18 protein-coding genes are annotated in these 15,945 nt (G+C 49.2%); 3 read left to right on the plus strand and 15 right to left on the minus strand.

The window, feature by feature from the left end; genetic code table 11:
- Positions 1-209: 209 nt before the first annotated feature.
- From PZ638_RS20760 to PZ638_RS20800, 9 genes are all read right to left on the minus strand, one after another.
- Positions 210-710, minus strand: coding sequence for a GNAT family N-acetyltransferase (locus PZ638_RS20760; protein ID WP_000376623.1), 501 nt, complete (start codon positions 708-710; stop codon positions 210-212).
- Positions 711-837: 127 nt separating this feature from the next.
- Positions 838-1,677 carry a sulfonamide-resistant dihydropteroate synthase Sul1 gene (sul1, locus tag PZ638_RS20765; protein WP_000259031.1) on the minus strand — a complete coding sequence of 280 codons (840 nt, stop codon included), beginning with the start codon at positions 1,675-1,677 and terminating at the stop codon, positions 838-840.
- Positions 1,671-2,018 (minus strand): quaternary ammonium compound efflux SMR transporter QacE delta 1, encoded by a 348-nt coding sequence (locus PZ638_RS20770; protein ID WP_000679427.1) that lies wholly within the window; start codon positions 2,016-2,018, stop codon positions 1,671-1,673. Before PZ638_RS20770 ends, sul1 begins: the two co-directional genes overlap by 7 nt.
- Before the next feature lie 163 nt (positions 2,019-2,181).
- Complete coding sequence (gene aadA1, locus PZ638_RS20775; RefSeq protein ID WP_001209508.1) at positions 2,182-2,973, minus strand: ANT(3'')-Ia family aminoglycoside nucleotidyltransferase AadA1; 792 nt, start codon at positions 2,971-2,973, stop codon at positions 2,182-2,184.
- A 16-nt stretch (positions 2,974-2,989) separates the two neighbouring features.
- Entirely contained in the window at positions 2,990-3,790 is an 801-nt protein-coding gene (locus PZ638_RS20780) for an oxacillin-hydrolyzing class D beta-lactamase OXA-10 (RefSeq protein ID WP_000846390.1), read from the minus strand.
- A gap of 264 nt (positions 3,791-4,054) precedes the next feature.
- Positions 4,055-5,314 carry a chloramphenicol efflux MFS transporter CmlA5 gene (locus PZ638_RS20785; protein ID WP_012300772.1) on the minus strand — a complete coding sequence of 420 codons (1,260 nt, stop codon included), beginning with the start codon at positions 5,312-5,314 and terminating at the stop codon, positions 4,055-4,057.
- Between the two features lie 320 nt (positions 5,315-5,634).
- Positions 5,635-6,087 (minus strand): NAD(+)--rifampin ADP-ribosyltransferase Arr-2, encoded by a 453-nt coding sequence (locus PZ638_RS20790; protein ID WP_000237816.1) that lies wholly within the window; start codon positions 6,085-6,087, stop codon positions 5,635-5,637.
- Positions 6,088-6,171: 84 nt separating this feature from the next.
- Complete coding sequence (gene aadB, locus PZ638_RS20795; protein ID WP_000381802.1) at positions 6,172-6,705, minus strand: aminoglycoside nucleotidyltransferase ANT(2'')-Ia; 534 nt, start codon at positions 6,703-6,705, stop codon at positions 6,172-6,174.
- A 144-nt stretch (positions 6,706-6,849) separates the two neighbouring features.
- A complete protein-coding gene (locus PZ638_RS20800) occupies positions 6,850-7,749 on the minus strand; it encodes an inhibitor-resistant extended-spectrum class A beta-lactamase VEB-1 (RefSeq protein WP_000706731.1) in 900 nt (299 codons plus the stop codon).
- Positions 7,750-7,920: 171 nt separating this feature from the next.
- Between PZ638_RS20800 and intI1 the strand changes: the two genes are divergently transcribed.
- The 3 genes from intI1 (at position 7,921) to PZ638_RS20815 (ending at position 10,987) form a co-directional block, all read left to right on the plus strand.
- On the plus strand, positions 7,921-8,934 hold the full coding sequence (gene intI1 / locus PZ638_RS20805; RefSeq protein WP_000845048.1) for a class 1 integron integrase IntI1: 1,014 nt from the start codon (positions 7,921-7,923) through the stop codon (positions 8,932-8,934).
- A 430-nt stretch (positions 8,935-9,364) separates the two neighbouring features.
- The gene (locus PZ638_RS20810; RefSeq protein WP_262961211.1) at positions 9,365-10,564 is read left to right on the plus strand and encodes an IS91 family transposase; all 1,200 of its coding nucleotides are present in this window, start codon (positions 9,365-9,367) and stop codon (positions 10,562-10,564) included.
- 282 nt (positions 10,565-10,846) lie between these two features.
- A complete protein-coding gene (locus PZ638_RS20815) occupies positions 10,847-10,987 on the plus strand; it encodes a helix-turn-helix domain-containing protein (protein ID WP_241748273.1) in 141 nt (46 codons plus the stop codon).
- A gap of 7 nt (positions 10,988-10,994) precedes the next feature.
- Here the strand turns inward: PZ638_RS20815 and PZ638_RS20820 are convergent, their stop codons facing one another.
- From PZ638_RS20820 to PZ638_RS20845, 6 genes are all read right to left on the minus strand, one after another.
- Positions 10,995-11,945 (minus strand): Rpn family recombination-promoting nuclease/putative transposase, encoded by a 951-nt coding sequence (locus tag PZ638_RS20820; RefSeq protein ID WP_110592842.1) that lies wholly within the window; start codon positions 11,943-11,945, stop codon positions 10,995-10,997.
- Positions 11,946-12,258: 313 nt separating this feature from the next.
- Positions 12,259-12,447 carry a hypothetical protein gene (locus PZ638_RS20825; RefSeq protein WP_239354430.1) on the minus strand — a complete coding sequence of 63 codons (189 nt, stop codon included), beginning with the start codon at positions 12,445-12,447 and terminating at the stop codon, positions 12,259-12,261.
- Complete coding sequence (locus PZ638_RS20830; RefSeq protein WP_144395997.1) at positions 12,447-12,998, minus strand: hypothetical protein; 552 nt, start codon at positions 12,996-12,998, stop codon at positions 12,447-12,449. The genes PZ638_RS20825 and PZ638_RS20830 overlap by 1 nt, the downstream gene beginning before the upstream one ends.
- A gap of 46 nt (positions 12,999-13,044) precedes the next feature.
- Entirely contained in the window at positions 13,045-13,662 is a 618-nt protein-coding gene (locus PZ638_RS20835) for a DUF2913 family protein (protein WP_144395998.1), read from the minus strand.
- Positions 13,659-14,222 (minus strand): ProQ/FINO family protein, encoded by a 564-nt coding sequence (locus PZ638_RS20840; RefSeq protein WP_239354429.1) that lies wholly within the window; start codon positions 14,220-14,222, stop codon positions 13,659-13,661. The genes PZ638_RS20835 and PZ638_RS20840 overlap by 4 nt, the downstream gene beginning before the upstream one ends.
- Before the next feature lie 705 nt (positions 14,223-14,927).
- A complete protein-coding gene (locus tag PZ638_RS20845) occupies positions 14,928-15,866 on the minus strand; it encodes a RepA family replication protein (protein ID WP_110592883.1) in 939 nt (312 codons plus the stop codon).
- Positions 15,867-15,945: the final 79 nt, after the last annotated feature.

Here is a 15,945-nt window from a genome sequence, read left to right on the forward strand (position 1 = left end):
GGCTGAAGGCCGAGCAAGCCTGACAGGCCCGAAAAGCCCGGCACGGGCGTCGGCGGCGATGACGGCGGCGGCATTATCCAGGGTTGATGATGGAAGTGGAGGATATCGACAACCTCTCGCGCAACCAAGACATCGCGGTCGGACTGCAAGTGATCTTGAAGCCACGGGCCCGTCCCACCCCGACATGGACCTCGATGCCCGAACGGACGTTAGATTTCGAGTTCTAGGCGTTCTGCGATGAAGGTTGGATCCCAGCCGGGATTGAAAGTGTCGACGTGGGTGAATCCGAGCCGCTCGTATAGGCCACGCAGGTTCGGGTGGCAGTCGAGCCGCAGCTTGGCGCACCCCTGCGTTCGCGCGGCATGGCGGCAAGCCTCGATCAGCGCGGAGCTGACACCCCGGCCCGCATGTGTCCGTCGCACCGCGAGCTTGTGCAGATATGCGGCCTCCCCCTTGAGGGCGTCGGGCCAGAACTCGGGATCCTCGGCCGACAAGGTGCAACAGCCGACGATGCCGTCGCTGCAACTCGCGACTAGGAGCTCGGATCTCAGGACGAAGGTCTCCGCGAATGTCCGGTCGATCCGCGCGACGTCCCAGGCGGGCGTTCCCTTGGCGGACATCCACGCCGCAGCGTCGTGCATCAGCCGCACAACCTCGTCGATATCACCCGAGCAGGCGACCCGAACGTTCGGAGGCTCCTCGCTGTCCATTCGCTCCCCTGGCGCGGTATGAACCGCCGCCTCATAGTGCAGTTTGATCCTGACGAGCCCAGCATGTCTGCGCCCACCTTCGCGGAACCTGACCAGGGTCCGCTAGCGGGCGGCCGGAAGGTGAATGCTAGGCATGATCTAACCCTCGGTCTCTGGCGTCGCGACTGCGAAATTTCGCGAGGGTTTCCGAGAAGGTGATTGCGCTTCGCAGATCTCCAGGCGCGTGGGTGCGGACGTAGTCAGCGCCATTGCCGATCGCGTGAAGTTCCGCCGCAAGGCTCGCTGGACCCAGATCCTTTACAGGAAGGCCAACGGTGGCGCCCAAGAAGGATTTCCGCGACACCGAGACCAATAGCGGAAGCCCCAACGCCGACTTCAGCTTTTGAAGGTTCGACAGCACGTGCAGCGATGTTTCCGGTGCGGGGCTCAAGAAAAATCCCATCCCCGGATCGAGGATGAGCCGGTCGGCAGCGACCCCGCTCCGTCGCAAGGCGGAAACCCGCGCCTCGAAGAACCGCACAATCTCGTCGAGCGCGTCTTCGGGTCGAAGGTGACCGGTGCGGGTGGCGATGCCATCCCGCTGCGCTGAGTGCATAACCACCAGCCTGCAGTCCGCCTCAGCAATATCGGGATAGAGCGCAGGGTCAGGAAATCCTTGGATATCGTTCAGGTAGCCCACGCCGCGCTTGAGCGCATAGCGCTGGGTTTCCGGTTGGAAGCTGTCGATTGAAACACGGTGCATCTGATCGGACAGGGCGTCTAAGAGCGGCGCAATACGTCTGATCTCATCGGCCGGCGATACAGGCCTCGCGTCCGGATGGCTGGCGGCCGGTCCGACATCCACGACGTCTGATCCGACTCGCAGCATTTCGATCGCCGCGGTGACAGCGCCGGCGGGGTCTAGCCGCCGGCTCTCATCGAAGAAGGAGTCCTCGGTGAGATTCAGAATGCCGAACACCGTCACCATGGCGTCGGCCTCCGCAGCGACTTCCACGATGGGGATCGGGCGAGCAAAAAGGCAGCAATTATGAGCCCCATACCTACAAAGCCCCACGCATCAAGCTTTTGCCCATGAAGCAACCAGGCAATGGCTGTAATTATGACGACGCCGAGTCCCGACCAGACTGCATAAGCAACACCGACAGGGATGGATTTCAGAACCAGAGAAAGAAAATAAAATGCGATGCCATAACCGATTATGACAACGGCGGAAGGGGCAAGCTTAGTAAAGCCCTCGCTAGATTTTAATGCGGATGTTGCGATTACTTCGCCAACTATTGCGATAACAAGAAAAAGCCAGCCTTTCATGATATATCTCCCAATTTGTGTAGGGCTTATTATGCACGCTTAAAAATAATAAAAGCAGACTTGACCTGATAGTTTGGCTGTGAGCAATTATGTGCTTAGTGCATCTAACGCTTGAGTTAAGCCGCGCCGCGAAGCGGCGTCGGCTTGAACGAATTGTTAGACATTATTTGCCGACTACCTTGGTGATCTCGCCTTTCACGTAGTGAACAAATTCTTCCAACTGATCTGCGCGGGAGGCCAAGCGATCTTCTTCTTGTCCAAGATAAGCCTGTCTAGCTTCAAGTATGACGGGCTGATACTGGGCCGGCAGGCGCTCCATTGCCCAGTCGGCAGCGACATCCTTCGGCGCGATTTTGCCGGTTACTGCGCTGTACCAAATGCGGGACAACGTAAGCACTACATTTCGCTCATCGCCAGCCCAGTCGGGCGGCGAGTTCCATAGCGTTAAGGTTTCATTTAGCGCCTCAAATAGATCCTGTTCAGGAACCGGATCAAAGAGTTCCTCCGCCGCTGGACCTACCAAGGCAACGCTATGTTCTCTTGCTTTTGTCAGCAAGATAGCCAGATCAATGTCGATCGTGGCTGGCTCGAAGATACCTGCAAGAATGTCATTGCGCTGCCATTCTCCAAATTGCAGTTCGCGCTTAGCTGGATAACGCCACGGAATGATGTCGTCGTGCACAACAATGGTGACTTCTACAGCGCGGAGAATCTCGCTCTCTCCAGGGGAAGCCGAAGTTTCCAAAAGGTCGTTGATCAAAGCTCGCCGCGTTGTTTCATCAAGCCTTACGGTCACCGTAACCAGCAAATCAATATCACTGTGTGGCTTCAGGCCGCCATCCACTGCGGAGCCGTACAAATGTACGGCCAGCAACGTCGGTTCGAGATGGCGCTCGATGACGCCAACTACCTCTGATAGTTGAGTCGATACTTCGGCGATCACCACTTCCCTCATGATGTTTAACTTTGTTTTAGCCACCAATGATGCCCTCACTTTCCATGATTTTGGTGGGAATGGATTTTCTTAGCGGCAACTTACTTTCGTTGTCTATATCCATGTTAAAGGCGAAAAAGTAAACCTCTGTCTCCTTCTCAACCCACCCAACCCACCATGCGACACCAGGATTTGACTCAGTTCCCACACCAGAAAAACCAGTTTTTGAATGCACTAGATATTCAGGTGCCGCCTCCGTTACCAAAGCCTCTTTTACTATTAGCTGGTTTTCTTTAGATGCTGACAATTTATTTAAATATAGAGACTCTAGAAACTCCACTTGATTAACTGCGGAAATTCTAAGCTGGCCTTCCAACCAGAATTTGTCAATGCCACCACTGATATTCTGGTTGCCATAGGAAAATTTTTTAAGGTATTTCTGCATTCTTACTTCGCCAACTTCTCTGGCGATTTGTTGAAATACGGGAACAGCTGAAACTTGTATTGCCCCTCTTAAGGTCAAGTCTCTTTCCCATTGCTTCATGGCTCTTGGCTTTCCGTCCCATTTGAAAACCTGATGCTCATTCTTTATGACACCAGTTTCTAGGCCGATAATTGCGTTGGGGATCTTAAATGTTGATGCTGGAAGATATTCCTTTGATGCACGAGCTAAGTCATTGGTAGCGCAGGATTTACTGCTACTTTTACAAAGCACGAAGACACCATTGACGGCTTCGGCAGAGAACTCTTTGTTCCAAGACGTATTTTCTGTAATTGAACCAGCTAATGCCGTACTCGAAAGACACGCGATAATTACATATGCGGCAAATGTTTTCATGGCACCTTCTTGGTGGCTAACGTTAATTCGACCTCAGAGGCGTTTAAGTCAAAATACCTCTGACGTCTAACATGATTAATCAAAGTCTGATTTTTTAACAAAATCAGAAAGATAGACGCGAAACTTTAAAACAAAGGCGTCAACACTTCAAGTAGCGATCTTTCGCTTCGGCGAGGCCTAACGCCTGAGCTCAGCCGACCGAAACCGCGTAGCGGTTTTGGGTCGGCTGCAGCGATTTGTTGGGCGATAGCTTGCCACATTCTCTCAACGATTGGGATTTGATGTACTTTCCGCACTTTGTAGCGCGACCACATCATGCTCCCCCTGGCCGCGAGAGCCCTTCACTCGGGAAACACAAGACAGACCGAGCACGACTGTTGCAAGGGTCAAACAGTACACGACAACCGGCCAAGCCGTGTTGCGCGGCAACAGCGAAATGATCAACGTTCCGATGCTTCCTAGCAGTACACCGCCCAAGCAGAAGTAGACTGCCGTGACCGTTCCAGCAACATGGTCGAATCCTCGAAGAGCGCCATTGGGCGACACAGATACCGCTGTGGCGACACCAATACCCACTAGCCACATTGGAGCAATAAAGCCTAACACGGACTGCGAAGCCCATATTTCGGTGATGGCAAGCAATACTGCTCCAGCTATCAGGCATCCCATTCCCATTCGCAAGACACTTGGGCTGCCCCACTTGGGTATCACACGCCCCATAAAACGAGCCGTAAACACCATGGCAATTGCCACTGTGGCGAACAGCAGGCTGAAGCCAAGCTGAGACACACCTTGCCTGCCCATCATTAGTCCGGGCGCAATGGAGAAAAAGACGAAGAAGCTACCCATTCCAGCGGCGTAACACAACGTGTACAACCAGAAGTTCAGGCACTTAACGGGGAGTAGCAGCTGCGACCATTGCAAGCCCGCAACTCGTTGCACCCGGGTTTCAGGCCAGAATCGCCACGCTGCTGCAGATGCAGCGATCATGCCCAAACCTAGAAACGCAAAGATAGCCCGCCACCCAAGCCACATGTCGACGAGCGCTCCGAGCAATGGGCCTACCGCCGGGACCATGGCCAGCATGGATCCGAGTATGCCGTAAATGACATTACTTTCCTCGCGACCTGCGTAAATGTCACGTACTGTTGCAAATGTGGAAACAAGGCACGCCGAGGCACCACAAGCCTGAAGAATCCGAAGCCCCAGAAAGACTTCAGCCGATGACGTAAGAGCGAGGCCCATTGACGCCACAACGTAGGCGAGGCCACCTCCCAGTAGAACGGGGCGGCGCCCCAGTCGGTCCGATAGCGGTCCAAACAAGAGCTGACCGGCACCAATCATGACCAAGTACGTTGTCAGCGTAAGCTGAATTGTGCTCGCTGTCGTACCAAGCGCGTTTGGCATAAACGGCACTGCTGGCAAGTACATGTCCATGCCGAGTGATGCCAATAAATCGAACGGTGATAACAACAACACCGTGGCGGCAAGGGAGTACCGCCAACTAAAGTTTTTTGAGCGCACGAAACCATCTCCTTGAACAAAGGATTTGGCGGCGCTCCCGTAGAGCAAAAGGATTCATGAGAACGCCGCAACAACCGAAAAATGAAGGTTGCTGCGGCTTACTTGTCTGCGTTCTTGGAAGTGCTCATCTGCTGACTATCTCATGATTGAATTTGAATCGTAACAACTTTCAAGCAACTCTGCGAGGAGCCTTATTGTGCGCCCAACGCCGCCATAAACGGCGACAGGGTGGCGCGCCTATTGCGCATAAAATGGCGAAGCCATGCGCAACAGGCGCGGAATCTCTGGCGTCCGGTTTGATGGCTTTGTTATGCAAAGGACTAGTCTTCAATGACGTGTAAACCACGGCGCTTTAAGTCCTCTAACGAATCCAACATTCCCCTTATTAATTCAACAGGATGCCCCTCCCAGTCTTCAACAACGCCAACAATTCTCAAGGGTTCGCAGGTTCTATAGGACTGTGTTGGATTACCGGGAAATTTTTTGTTCGTAAGATTCGGATCGTCTTCGAACGGTCCTGTTGGCTCAACTATGTATATGTAGCCGCGACCCTCGAGGCCAGACAGTGACATAGCAAGTTCAGCTCCCCAAACTGCTGGCTCCATCAAGGCTGAAAAGTAGATGTGCTTAAGAATACGACCGTCCTCGAAATGAGAGATGAACCCTGTGGTTAGCAAGTCACCAATCGCCAAATTGGCTTTGGTTCCATGATAGAACGGTCCTTGCACCTGCTTGTAATTATCATGAGAGATGGGAATCCAATCTTTTACCATTTTAAGACCCTTAATTGTTGGGATTTGGCTGCATAACACCTGAGTTAAGCCGCGCCGCGAAGCGGCGTCGGCTTGGACGAATTGTTAGGCCGCATATCGCGACCTGAAAGCGGCACGCAAGACCTCAACCTTTTCCGCCCCGAGTGAGGTGCATGCGAGCCTGTAGGACTCTATGTGCTTTGTAGGCCAGTCCACTGGTGGTACTTCATCGGCATAGTAAAAGTAATCCCAGATGATCGCCTCCCAGCTGTTACAACGGACTGGCCGCCCGGCGATGACGCCCTCAGCCGCCTCTGGGCACGAGCCCTGCGGAGCCTCCGCGATTTCATACGCTTCGTCTGCCCACCAAGCAGGTTCGCAGTCAAGTAACTCATCCCCGATCTCCGCTAAGAATCCATAGTCCAACTCCTCCATGACGCGCCCGCCGAGCATTTCAACTATTGCCTCGAGCTCGCCGCGCCTCTCGCCGGGAAACGTCAGATCAATATCATCGTGCTTGCGTGTTACACGCCCTAGCCGTGCATCGATCGCCCAGCCCCCACCGATCCAGAGCGGCAGATTTCGCTCATCTGCCGCAGCTAGAATTTTGTGTATCAATGTGACCTGCGTTGTGTCCATGCGGCCTAACGGTTTGGGCTATGGGCAGTGGCGGTTTGCGTGAGCCTTTCCTGTCAAACCGAGAAAACGCTCGGGCGGGCTACCGACTTTGCAAATTGCACTTCAACCCGCCATTGCCTATGAGCCAGTGTTAGCGGTAGTTTTTTATTTATTCAAATAGTAATTCCACGTTATTTTTGCAATGTCTGAAATAATCTTTTCATTAATTTCCGAAGTTTCTTTGGACTCTGCAACAAATACGCTTATAAAAATTAATTGTCCATTCGGTAAAGTAATTACCCCAACATCATTAGTGGCTGCTGCAATTCCATTATTTATTCCGGAAGTCCCTGTTTTATGAGCAACAATTGTATTCTTTGGTAATTGTCCTTTTAATCGGTTACTTCCTGTTGTTGTTTCTCTCATAATTTTCCAAATAAAATCATAACTTTTTTTAGAAAGTAATTGGTTCTTATTATTATAAGTATCTATTAACAGTTTGTTCATCGCTGTTGGGGTTGCCCAATTTTGATATTGGGTATTCCAATCCTTGTGCATTTGTTCTTCGTTTGCTTTGATTGAAATATCAGTGAAATGATTAGCATTCAAGAATTTTTGAACAGAATCAGTTCCTCCGATTAATTTTAGCAAAATATCACAACCAATATTGTCGCTCTCTGATACTGTATAATTTAGTATTTGTTCAATCGTCAAAGTTGTTCCATTAGGGAATTCCTCTTTAATCGGACTCCACGTTTTAGGCAAAAGGTCTTGAGGGGTAATCTCTATTTTTTGTTCAAAAGAAAGATTCCCTTTATCTATCTCAGACAAAACGGCTAAAGCAATCGGAAATTTCATAACGCTTTGCATCGGGAAATGGAAGTCGTTATTAATCTTCAAAGTATCCTTCTCATTGCTGTTGAATATTGCTACTCCTATTCTGGCATTTTTTGCCTTTAAAACATTCTCAATTTTCAAAGTTAAGTTGTCAGTTTGAGCATTTGAATACACAATTGTAAAAAATAAACTTAACAATACTAATAATATCCTTTTTACGATTTTCATATGTCTGTACTCCTATCTGGTTAAATTACCGCTAACTTTGTTTTAGGGCGACTGCCCTGCTGCGTAACATCGTTGCTGCTCCATAACATCAAACATCGACCCACGGCGTAACGCGCTTGCTGCTTGGATGCCCGAGGCATAGACTGTACAAAAAAACAGTCATAACAAGCCATGAAAACCGCCACTGCGCCGTTACCACCGCTGCGTTCGGTCAAGGTTCTGGACCAGTTGCGTGAGCGCATACGCTACTTGCATTACAGTTTACGAACCGAACAGGCTTATGTCCACTGGGTTCGTGCCTTCATCCGTTTCCACGGTGTGCGTCACCCGGCAACCTTGGGCAGCAGCGAAGTCGAGGCATTTCTGTCCTGGCTGGCGAACGAGCGCAAGGTTTCGGTCTCCACGCATCGTCAGGCATTGGCGGCCTTGCTGTTCTTCTACGGCAAGGTGCTGTGCACGGATCTGCCCTGGCTTCAGGAGATCGGAAGACCTCGGCCGTCGCGGCGCTTGCCGGTGGTGCTGACCCCGGATGAAGTGGTTCGCATCCTCGGTTTTCTGGAAGGCGAGCATCGTTTGTTCGCCCAGCTTCTGTATGGAACGGGCATGCGGATCAGTGAGGGTTTGCAACTGCGGGTCAAGGATCTGGATTTCGATCACGGCACGATCATCGTGCGGGAGGGCAAGGGCTCCAAGGATCGGGCCTTGATGTTACCCGAGAGCTTGGCACCCAGCCTGCGCGAGCAGCTGTCGCGTGCACGGGCATGGTGGCTGAAGGACCAGGCCGAGGGCCGCAGCGGCGTTGCGCTTCCCGACGCCCTTGAGCGGAAGTATCCGCGCGCCGGGCATTCCTGGCCGTGGTTCTGGGTTTTTGCGCAGCACACGCATTCGACCGATCCACGGAGCGGTGTCGTGCGTCGCCATCACATGTATGACCAGACCTTTCAGCGCGCCTTCAAACGTGCCGTAGAACAAGCAGGCATCACGAAGCCCGCCACACCGCACACCCTCCGCCACTCGTTCGCGACGGCCTTGCTCCGCAGCGGTTACGACATTCGAACCGTGCAGGATCTGCTCGGCCATTCCGACGTCTCTACGACGATGATTTACACGCATGTGCTGAAAGTTGGCGGTGCCGGAGTGCGCTCACCGCTTGATGCGCTGCCGCCCCTCACTAGTGAGAGGTAGGGCAGCGCAAGTCAATCCTGGCGGATTCACTACCCCTGCGCGAAGGCCATCGGTGCCGCATCGAACGGCCGGTTGCGGAAAGTCCTCCCTGCGTCCGCTGATGGCCGGCAGCAGCCCGTCGTTGCCTGATGGATCCAACCCCTCCGCTGCTATAGTGCAGTCGGCTTCTGACGTTCAGTGCAGCCGTCTTCTGAAAACGACAAACGATGTCAGAATAGAGTTAAATTTCCTATTGATTGACATATTCCGTCAAAGGTAATAGATTTCATCCTGACACTTTTGCCTTTGGAGGCATCTTGCAAGGTCAACGCATCGGCTATGTCCGCGTCAGCAGCTTCGACCAGAACATAAGCACGCCGTTGGCGTGAGCATCGCGGCAGAGCCGCTCTATTCCTAGGCAACTCCCTGTTCGTCTTTTATACTCTGCTCTATGTATATTCCCAGACCCACTAAACTGCTCTTTCAATACGATGACGGATGGAACCGCTTCATTGATAACAACACCGTCGATGAATGGCAACTCATCTCTGTCGAAAAGATGCTCGCCTGCAGCACCTGTGCGATGGGCGTTCGCCGTTATTGCTGTTCTTCTCCTGAATGCACCCATTCTCGTTTCTTTTGCCAAACCTGTAAATCCAAAGCCTGCAGTGCCTGTGGCCTCAAAGGCACCGAACAATGGATTGCCCAACAACGGCATATTTTGCCAGATTGCGAGTGGCAACACATCACTCTCACTATGCCTCACCTGCTTTGGCCTTTCTTTAACAACAACTGGGCCTTACTTAATCAACTTTTTCGCTGCGCCACTCGTGCCATGCTCAAACACGCCAAGCGCCTTGGCCTCGAAATTGGTATTTTTTGTGCGCTACATACTTATGGTCGCCAACTCAATCAACATCCACACATTCATTTATCGGTGACACGAGGCGGACTCACAAAATATGACACCTGGAAACCCATTTTTTTCAAAAAGAAAGACGTCGAAAAAGTCTGGCGCAGCGCGGTCATTCGGCTTCTTCGAGATAGCTATTTTCAGCTACAACCCAACACATTACAGGGCTTCGGGCATATTCGGGATTATCCGACCTGGTGTCGTTACCTCAATGCCCAGTTTCAGCGTTATTGGAAACTCCATTTTGCCAAAAAGACACGAGGGGCTTGGCACAATGTAAAATATCTGGGCCGATACCTAAAACGTCCGCCTATCTCGGCTTCCCAACTGAAACATTACAGCGGGGGCACAGTAGTGCATCATTATTATGACCACCATAGCCAACAATACCGACGACAAACCTTATCCCAAGAAGAAATGATACGACGTTATGTCAATCATATCCCTGCCCGACATTTTAAGATGATCCGCTATTACGGTTTTTTAGCCAATCGCAAACGCGGCAGTTTATTACCTAAAGTGTATGATGCGTTGGACATCATGTCCCCTAGCGTACCCGAAAAACCAGGCTTTGCCGCACTGATGAAAGGGTTTTTAAACACAGATCCGTACCAATGTATTTTATGTGGAAACCGACTGCGATTTATGAGTGCGGAAAAAGGCATACACGCAGCCACTTTACTGTCTGAAAGGCGGGATAAAATGGCCAAAAAACGATGGTTACAAACCGCGGCCTAGGGTCAGTGTGCCTATTATTTCCATTTTTGGCTAAAAATAGCGCAATTACACGTTATCATGGTTAGGTTAAATACGAGATAGATCCTTTAGCAGACTCTAATACCGAAACATATCGTTATAGATCCGTTAAACCATTCATCCATTTTCCTAACCATGAACTAACGCTGTTAGCGTGGTTTTTTGCATCATTGGCCCTCAAACCCCAAAAGTGACATAATGACACTTTTAACATTGAAAATAACATACAAGACTGGATTTGAATTGAAATTGTGGCGACGAGGAATGAATTGGGATCAGGAACGCGCGGCTGAAGAACTGGGCGTCAGTGTGCGAACCTATAAACGTTATGAAAAAGCGCAAAACATCGCTAAACTCATTGAGCTAGCGACGTTTGCGTTAAGCACAAAAATGACAAAGGAATAGGGTGATACTACTGAAGGGAAATGAGCTCTTCGCGGCTTAAACCGGTACTTTCAATGATAAGATCAAGGCTAACACCGTTCTTGAGCAAGCTACGAGCCATTGTAATTTTAGCCTCTCGCATGCCTTTCTCAATACCTTGCTCAATGCCTTTCTCTATGCCTTTCTCTAGGCCTTTTTCCCAGCCGATTTTCTCGCCTTTATCTTGTAAGCGTTGTGCAATATTCATGATTGCCTCCTTGTGCCTTTCTGCCTGTTCACTCAATTGCTCGACAATATGTTCAAAGTTGGGGGAGTCCAGTGCAATGAACAGATAATTGAGGATAGTGACGATGTCGTTATCACTATTATAGTGTTGATTGATGGCTTGTGCCAATAGCGGGATAACACGGTCAAATTCATCCCGCAAATATTTGTGCTTCATCGCCAGCTCCATCACGGCCACTTTGCGATGATTGACCAACTCATCATCATCAATCACCGTTACATCAACCAACGGGAACGGCTGGGTATATAATTCATTAGCCATATCCGGTAACGGGAAACAATCGGTCCACAATTGAGAATAGGGGTAGGGTGAACGGCCACCGTGATAAAACAGTACCGGCACGACTAACGGTAACGTTTTATGCCCTTGCTGAAGATGTTGGTTCATGGCTAAGAAAGCATAGTGCATGAGTCTCCAGGCCATGAGTTTATCGGGCGTGGACTGGTGCTCGACGAGAAGATAGATATACCCTTCACCTTCGGTGGTTTGCACCGAATAGAGCACATCGGATAATCGAGACCGCAGCTGTTTATCGATAAACGAGGAATTTGTCAGTGCCAATGTGCTGAAATCACACAACGCTTTGATGTGATCAGGCAGGTGAATGTCAAAAAAGTCCTTTGCGCTGTCAATCTGCGTCATAAACCCTTTAAAAGCCGCATCATGTGCCGTCGGCGTGTGCTTAGGTTTCATTATTCGGTTACTCACTCCTCACGAAAGAATGTGCATCATAACGCAGAATTAATTTTCTGTCTGTTTTTCGGATTTCAATGTTCGTGTGAAGTCTAATTTGCATTTTCGTCCACAGACTCAATGCATTTAATGACACAATTTCAATGAATTAGTTAGCTAATGGACGATAAATAAAAAATTAAATGCGTTTTAGTCTAAGTCACCATGTCAATCAAATCATGGTAAATGTTAACCTTATTCACCAAACGGTCAGGGGATTTAACAAAATTGACACTGATTCATGTCTAAGTGACAAACCATTCAAGGATTAGCTTTACATTTCATTCCATAAACGGGGAGCTGGCGATTGCGTGATAATGAGAGTTACCGTTAATAAAATAAAACAAAAAATCAATGTATTTAAATATTTATCTGACCCACCATGAAGACGCGAACGCAGATACACAAATAACATCAAGCAAAACACAATGACTTGCGTCGTCATTAAAATGATAAACACCATTAACTCCTCACATTAAAGCATGCCTTCCCGGCCGCCATAACATTCACTAAGCATTCCGTGACATAGTCCGCGTATTGATTTAATGCCGGTCCTGCATTGTTTAATGATTGCTTTGAATAGTGTTCAGCCAAAATACCTTTAATCTGAGTCACATTCAATCGAGGCATGTCAATATTGAGCGTCACCAACAACGTATCAATACGACGTAATCGTAGGACATATTCTCGTACTGAACTCGGCTTCATGGATAAATCGACTAATAAATAGTGCTGAAAACCCACCAAATCAAAAAAGACAGATAAGGGTGGCGTATGCAATTCACGGCAAAAGCGGCACAGCACCTTCAATCGCGTCGTTTGCAGGGTATGCCACTCCTCGACATTCAGCTGTTGTGACAAGTGACTGATATCCTCTTTATTAATCGCAACACCATCAAGCATTAACGACACCCGATTTAGCTTAACCTGACAACACGAGCAACGATGTGGCTGGTCTTTAAACTCAATCAAATACTGCCTTAACGTACGTATTTTGGATTTTTTTCTGGCCATCTGCCTTTCCCCTTATCGATAAAAACAGGAAAACGAGTGACGCCAACTACAACGGCAATAAACGATAGCGCGGTAAAACGTTATCAAATTCGCCCTGAAGATGGTGTTGTTTGATGACGTCACTAAATTGTGCTTTATCACCCAGTACCCAAAACGCCACTGAGTCTATCTGTTTTCCGTCATCACTGAACCCCGTAGTTAAAGCAGAGGCAGTCACATAGAAGGTAGGAATTGCAGTGACTATCGGCTTTTTCATTATCAGTTTTTGCCAGCGGTCTTCACTGAGTACCACACTGTCCCAGCCCAAATCTTTAAGCAGCTCGGTCGCGTAGGTTAAGCGAAACAAATCACTTTGGCTGGCCATATCACAACAACACGAACGCCACAGATATTCTAACCGTGATTTTAATTTTGAGGTCATTAATCGTTGTTGGCCCAGGCGGATTAGCCATTCAAAGTCATGAACGACACAGCGGTGAAATCGTTTTTGTTTCAGGGCCGTTTGTAGCCAGCGAAGCAGAAAAAGATTTTCAGACTGGGCGTTTCGGGCGGCTTTTCCATCCCACTGCGCCAGTTTGAGCGCAATTAAGGCAGCAAACGCTAATTTACCTAACCAATGATTTTTTTCTTCAACAGTAACAGGGGAAGTGATTGTTTTTGTCATGCGGGTCGTGATTGTTGTTTAACCAGTTTTTGAATGCGTTTTAACGTATCGGCCACATCCGATTCCGTGACAGTCCCGTTCGGTTGACCGTCTTTATCATAGCGTACTGCATCCGGCATAATCGTGGTGCGGTATTTGACACTGTGACTAATGGCCGCCAGGCTGCGTTTCAGTTTTTTAGTTGAAATAGGCAGTTCACGGACTTTTTTGTCCGCAAATAAGGCTTCACGCGTGCCAACCGCCATGGGTCGAAGTTGCCCATTGGGAAAGAGTTGTGGCCAATGGGCTGAAATATTGGCAATCGCCTCCTCTAACGGCAGATGTTGTTTTGGTGGCGTTGGCGGAATGACTTTCTTTTCTAACGGGATGACAACCGCTTTCTGTTTTTTCGCAGGGGTTACTTTTTTAGTTGATTGAGTTGGCGCTGTTTTGGCGGGTTTATGGGGTTTACGCTGTGTATTAACCACCACCTGTTTACGGCGACGTTGAATAACCGGTTCAGTACTTTCCGAGTCTTTTTCTATCGCCGGACGTTTTAACGTCAGTGTTTTGCGTTCCATTCCAACCTCACACCAAAATCGTGTTTATCATCAATGCATTAATCGCAGATTATCATGAAATTTCACCGAAATCACCCGCCCGTAGGGCTGTAGACGGCAAAAATAGTCACAAAGAACGAATAGTGGTTAGGGCCGTCGAGACCCGCGTGAGCGGTTACGTGCTGTTTAATACCCCAATCTCCCCCCTGTCCTGGTAGAGCCAAATGATATTAACACCATTATTTAGGTTATTTGTCCCTTTGAAAAACGCAGTGAGACGGGCAAGAGGCGTAGCCTCGATGAACGGCTGTAGCTGCGCGTTAAGGTGGCCAGAGGCCAGCTTTACGGGGGCAATGGTACGATATTGACACCGTAATCTGAGCGACAGCCATTTATGGCTTGTAAGCGAAGGCTTTATTGGGTTTATCTCTTTAGAGTGTGCGGCTTGAAAAAGCAGAGCCGCAACTCCTTTTATTAAAAAGGACGTTTAGTTCAGAACCTAAAAACGAATTTAACCATAAAATACCAAACTTATTCGAAGTTAATTGCAGAGAATAAACGCATTCGAAGTTAATGGGGTAAATATTTAGCGAAAATGTTCCCACAGTCATCATCGAGATGAATGGAGAGATTGAGATAACGATTTTACTGTTCAAAAAACACGCTATCCAGATTTAGGGCGAACGAAACCACCGCCAGTCAAGGCGGTAAATTTAGGGGGATGAATTAGGAGTCTGGCAAATGTTCCAAGTAATGCAGGTAAATAGCCTGCCCTTGAACACTCGGGTACAGGGTCTTCATTTTACGCTCAAAGGCCATGACTGCTGCTATGGGCTGCGTCACCTTCCACGATTCAAAACGACGCCAGGCGGCATGCTCGGCGCTTTCTGGTGCTTCCAAACTTTTGGCTAACGCTTTCTTTTCCTTCAGGGCTTTAGCTAAATGCTTCTTCTCTTGTTTGAGCGCTTCATCTTTCCCAACCACGAGGGTTTTGAGCTTGTTGAGTAGGTTGCGAAGTTTGTGCTTAGTGTCCAGTGACGCCACATTCGCGCGCGCAAGTCGCAAGACATGTTGGGCGTAGCGTTTTTGGTAGCTCTCTTTTAATCCCTTTTTTTCCATCCAACGGCTAAAGCTGGCGACCACTTCCCGCAGCTCTAACGCGGAAAATCCGAGTCCATGGAAAAATTCAGGACGTATCCAAATGCGCATCGCTTTGTATTGTTTGGCCTCAATATCAAAATCACGGTCAATCACAATCAGGTTGGCTTGTTCCCAATCACGCAAGGCATGCAATATCGGGTCGTAACTTTTACGCCCACTGTCATAGCGATACAGTTGACCGCACAACTCCGCCAGTTTTTCCACTGAGCACATCACTTCAAACAACGCGTCACTTTCAGGGTTGTAATCCGCATAGGCAATCATCGCCATCGCTAACGCATCAAACGTTTCGCGACGCTCTGAACGCACGGATATCCGCTGTTTTCGGCTGTAGCGCAGTTGGTAAATATGGGGGTTTCGGTTCCAATCGTGACGCTTTAACGCCGCCGCAAAGCGACGCACAGGCACTAATTTCGGTAATTGCCCTAAAAATTTTGGCGCATAATGCCGATGAATTTTACCGACGGAACAAGGAATTGCAGGAATTGAGTTCCCATTAGACATGTCTCTCCGCACTTATGTTGTACGGAAGGAGTTGAATTTTTTTGCGCATAATTCTATACTCCCCGCTAGGAGTTCAACA

This window comes from Providencia hangzhouensis (assembly GCF_029193595.2).
GTDB lineage: Bacteria > Pseudomonadota > Gammaproteobacteria > Enterobacterales > Enterobacteriaceae > Providencia > Providencia hangzhouensis.

Bases quoted from the DNA above. Each gene is read 5' to 3' on its own strand.
- PZ638_RS20760 (WP_000376623.1), bottom strand. From the start codon at position 710: ATGGACAGCGAGGAGCCTCCGAACGTTCGGGTCGCCTGCTCGGGTGAT.
- sul1 (WP_000259031.1), bottom strand. From the start codon at position 1,677: ATGGTGACGGTGTTCGGCATTCTGAATCTCACCGAGGACTCCTTCTTC.
- PZ638_RS20770 (WP_000679427.1), bottom strand. From the start codon at position 2,018: ATGAAAGGCTGGCTTTTTCTTGTTATCGCAATAGTTGGCGAAGTAATC.
- aadA1 (WP_001209508.1), bottom strand. From the start codon at position 2,973: ATGAGGGAAGTGGTGATCGCCGAAGTATCGACTCAACTATCAGAGGTA.
- PZ638_RS20780 (WP_000846390.1), bottom strand. From the start codon at position 3,790: ATGAAAACATTTGCCGCATATGTAATTATCGCGTGTCTTTCGAGTACG.
- PZ638_RS20790 (WP_000237816.1), bottom strand. From the start codon at position 6,087: ATGGTAAAAGATTGGATTCCCATCTCTCATGATAATTACAAGCAGGTG.
- aadB (WP_000381802.1), bottom strand. From the start codon at position 6,705: ATGGACACAACGCAGGTCACATTGATACACAAAATTCTAGCTGCGGCA.
- PZ638_RS20800 (WP_000706731.1), bottom strand. From the start codon at position 7,749: ATGAAAATCGTAAAAAGGATATTATTAGTATTGTTAAGTTTATTTTTT.
- intI1 (WP_000845048.1), top strand. From the start codon at position 7,921: ATGAAAACCGCCACTGCGCCGTTACCACCGCTGCGTTCGGTCAAGGTT.
- PZ638_RS20810 (WP_262961211.1), top strand. From the start codon at position 9,365: ATGTATATTCCCAGACCCACTAAACTGCTCTTTCAATACGATGACGGA.
- PZ638_RS20815 (WP_241748273.1), top strand. From the start codon at position 10,847: ATGAATTGGGATCAGGAACGCGCGGCTGAAGAACTGGGCGTCAGTGTG.
- PZ638_RS20820 (WP_110592842.1), bottom strand. From the start codon at position 11,945: ATGAAACCTAAGCACACGCCGACGGCACATGATGCGGCTTTTAAAGGG.
- PZ638_RS20825 (WP_239354430.1), bottom strand. From the start codon at position 12,447: ATGGTGTTTATCATTTTAATGACGACGCAAGTCATTGTGTTTTGCTTG.
- PZ638_RS20830 (WP_144395997.1), bottom strand. From the start codon at position 12,998: ATGGCCAGAAAAAAATCCAAAATACGTACGTTAAGGCAGTATTTGATT.
- PZ638_RS20835 (WP_144395998.1), bottom strand. From the start codon at position 13,662: ATGACAAAAACAATCACTTCCCCTGTTACTGTTGAAGAAAAAAATCAT.
- PZ638_RS20840 (WP_239354429.1), bottom strand. From the start codon at position 14,222: ATGGAACGCAAAACACTGACGTTAAAACGTCCGGCGATAGAAAAAGAC.
- PZ638_RS20845 (WP_110592883.1), bottom strand. From the start codon at position 15,866: ATGTCTAATGGGAACTCAATTCCTGCAATTCCTTGTTCCGTCGGTAAA.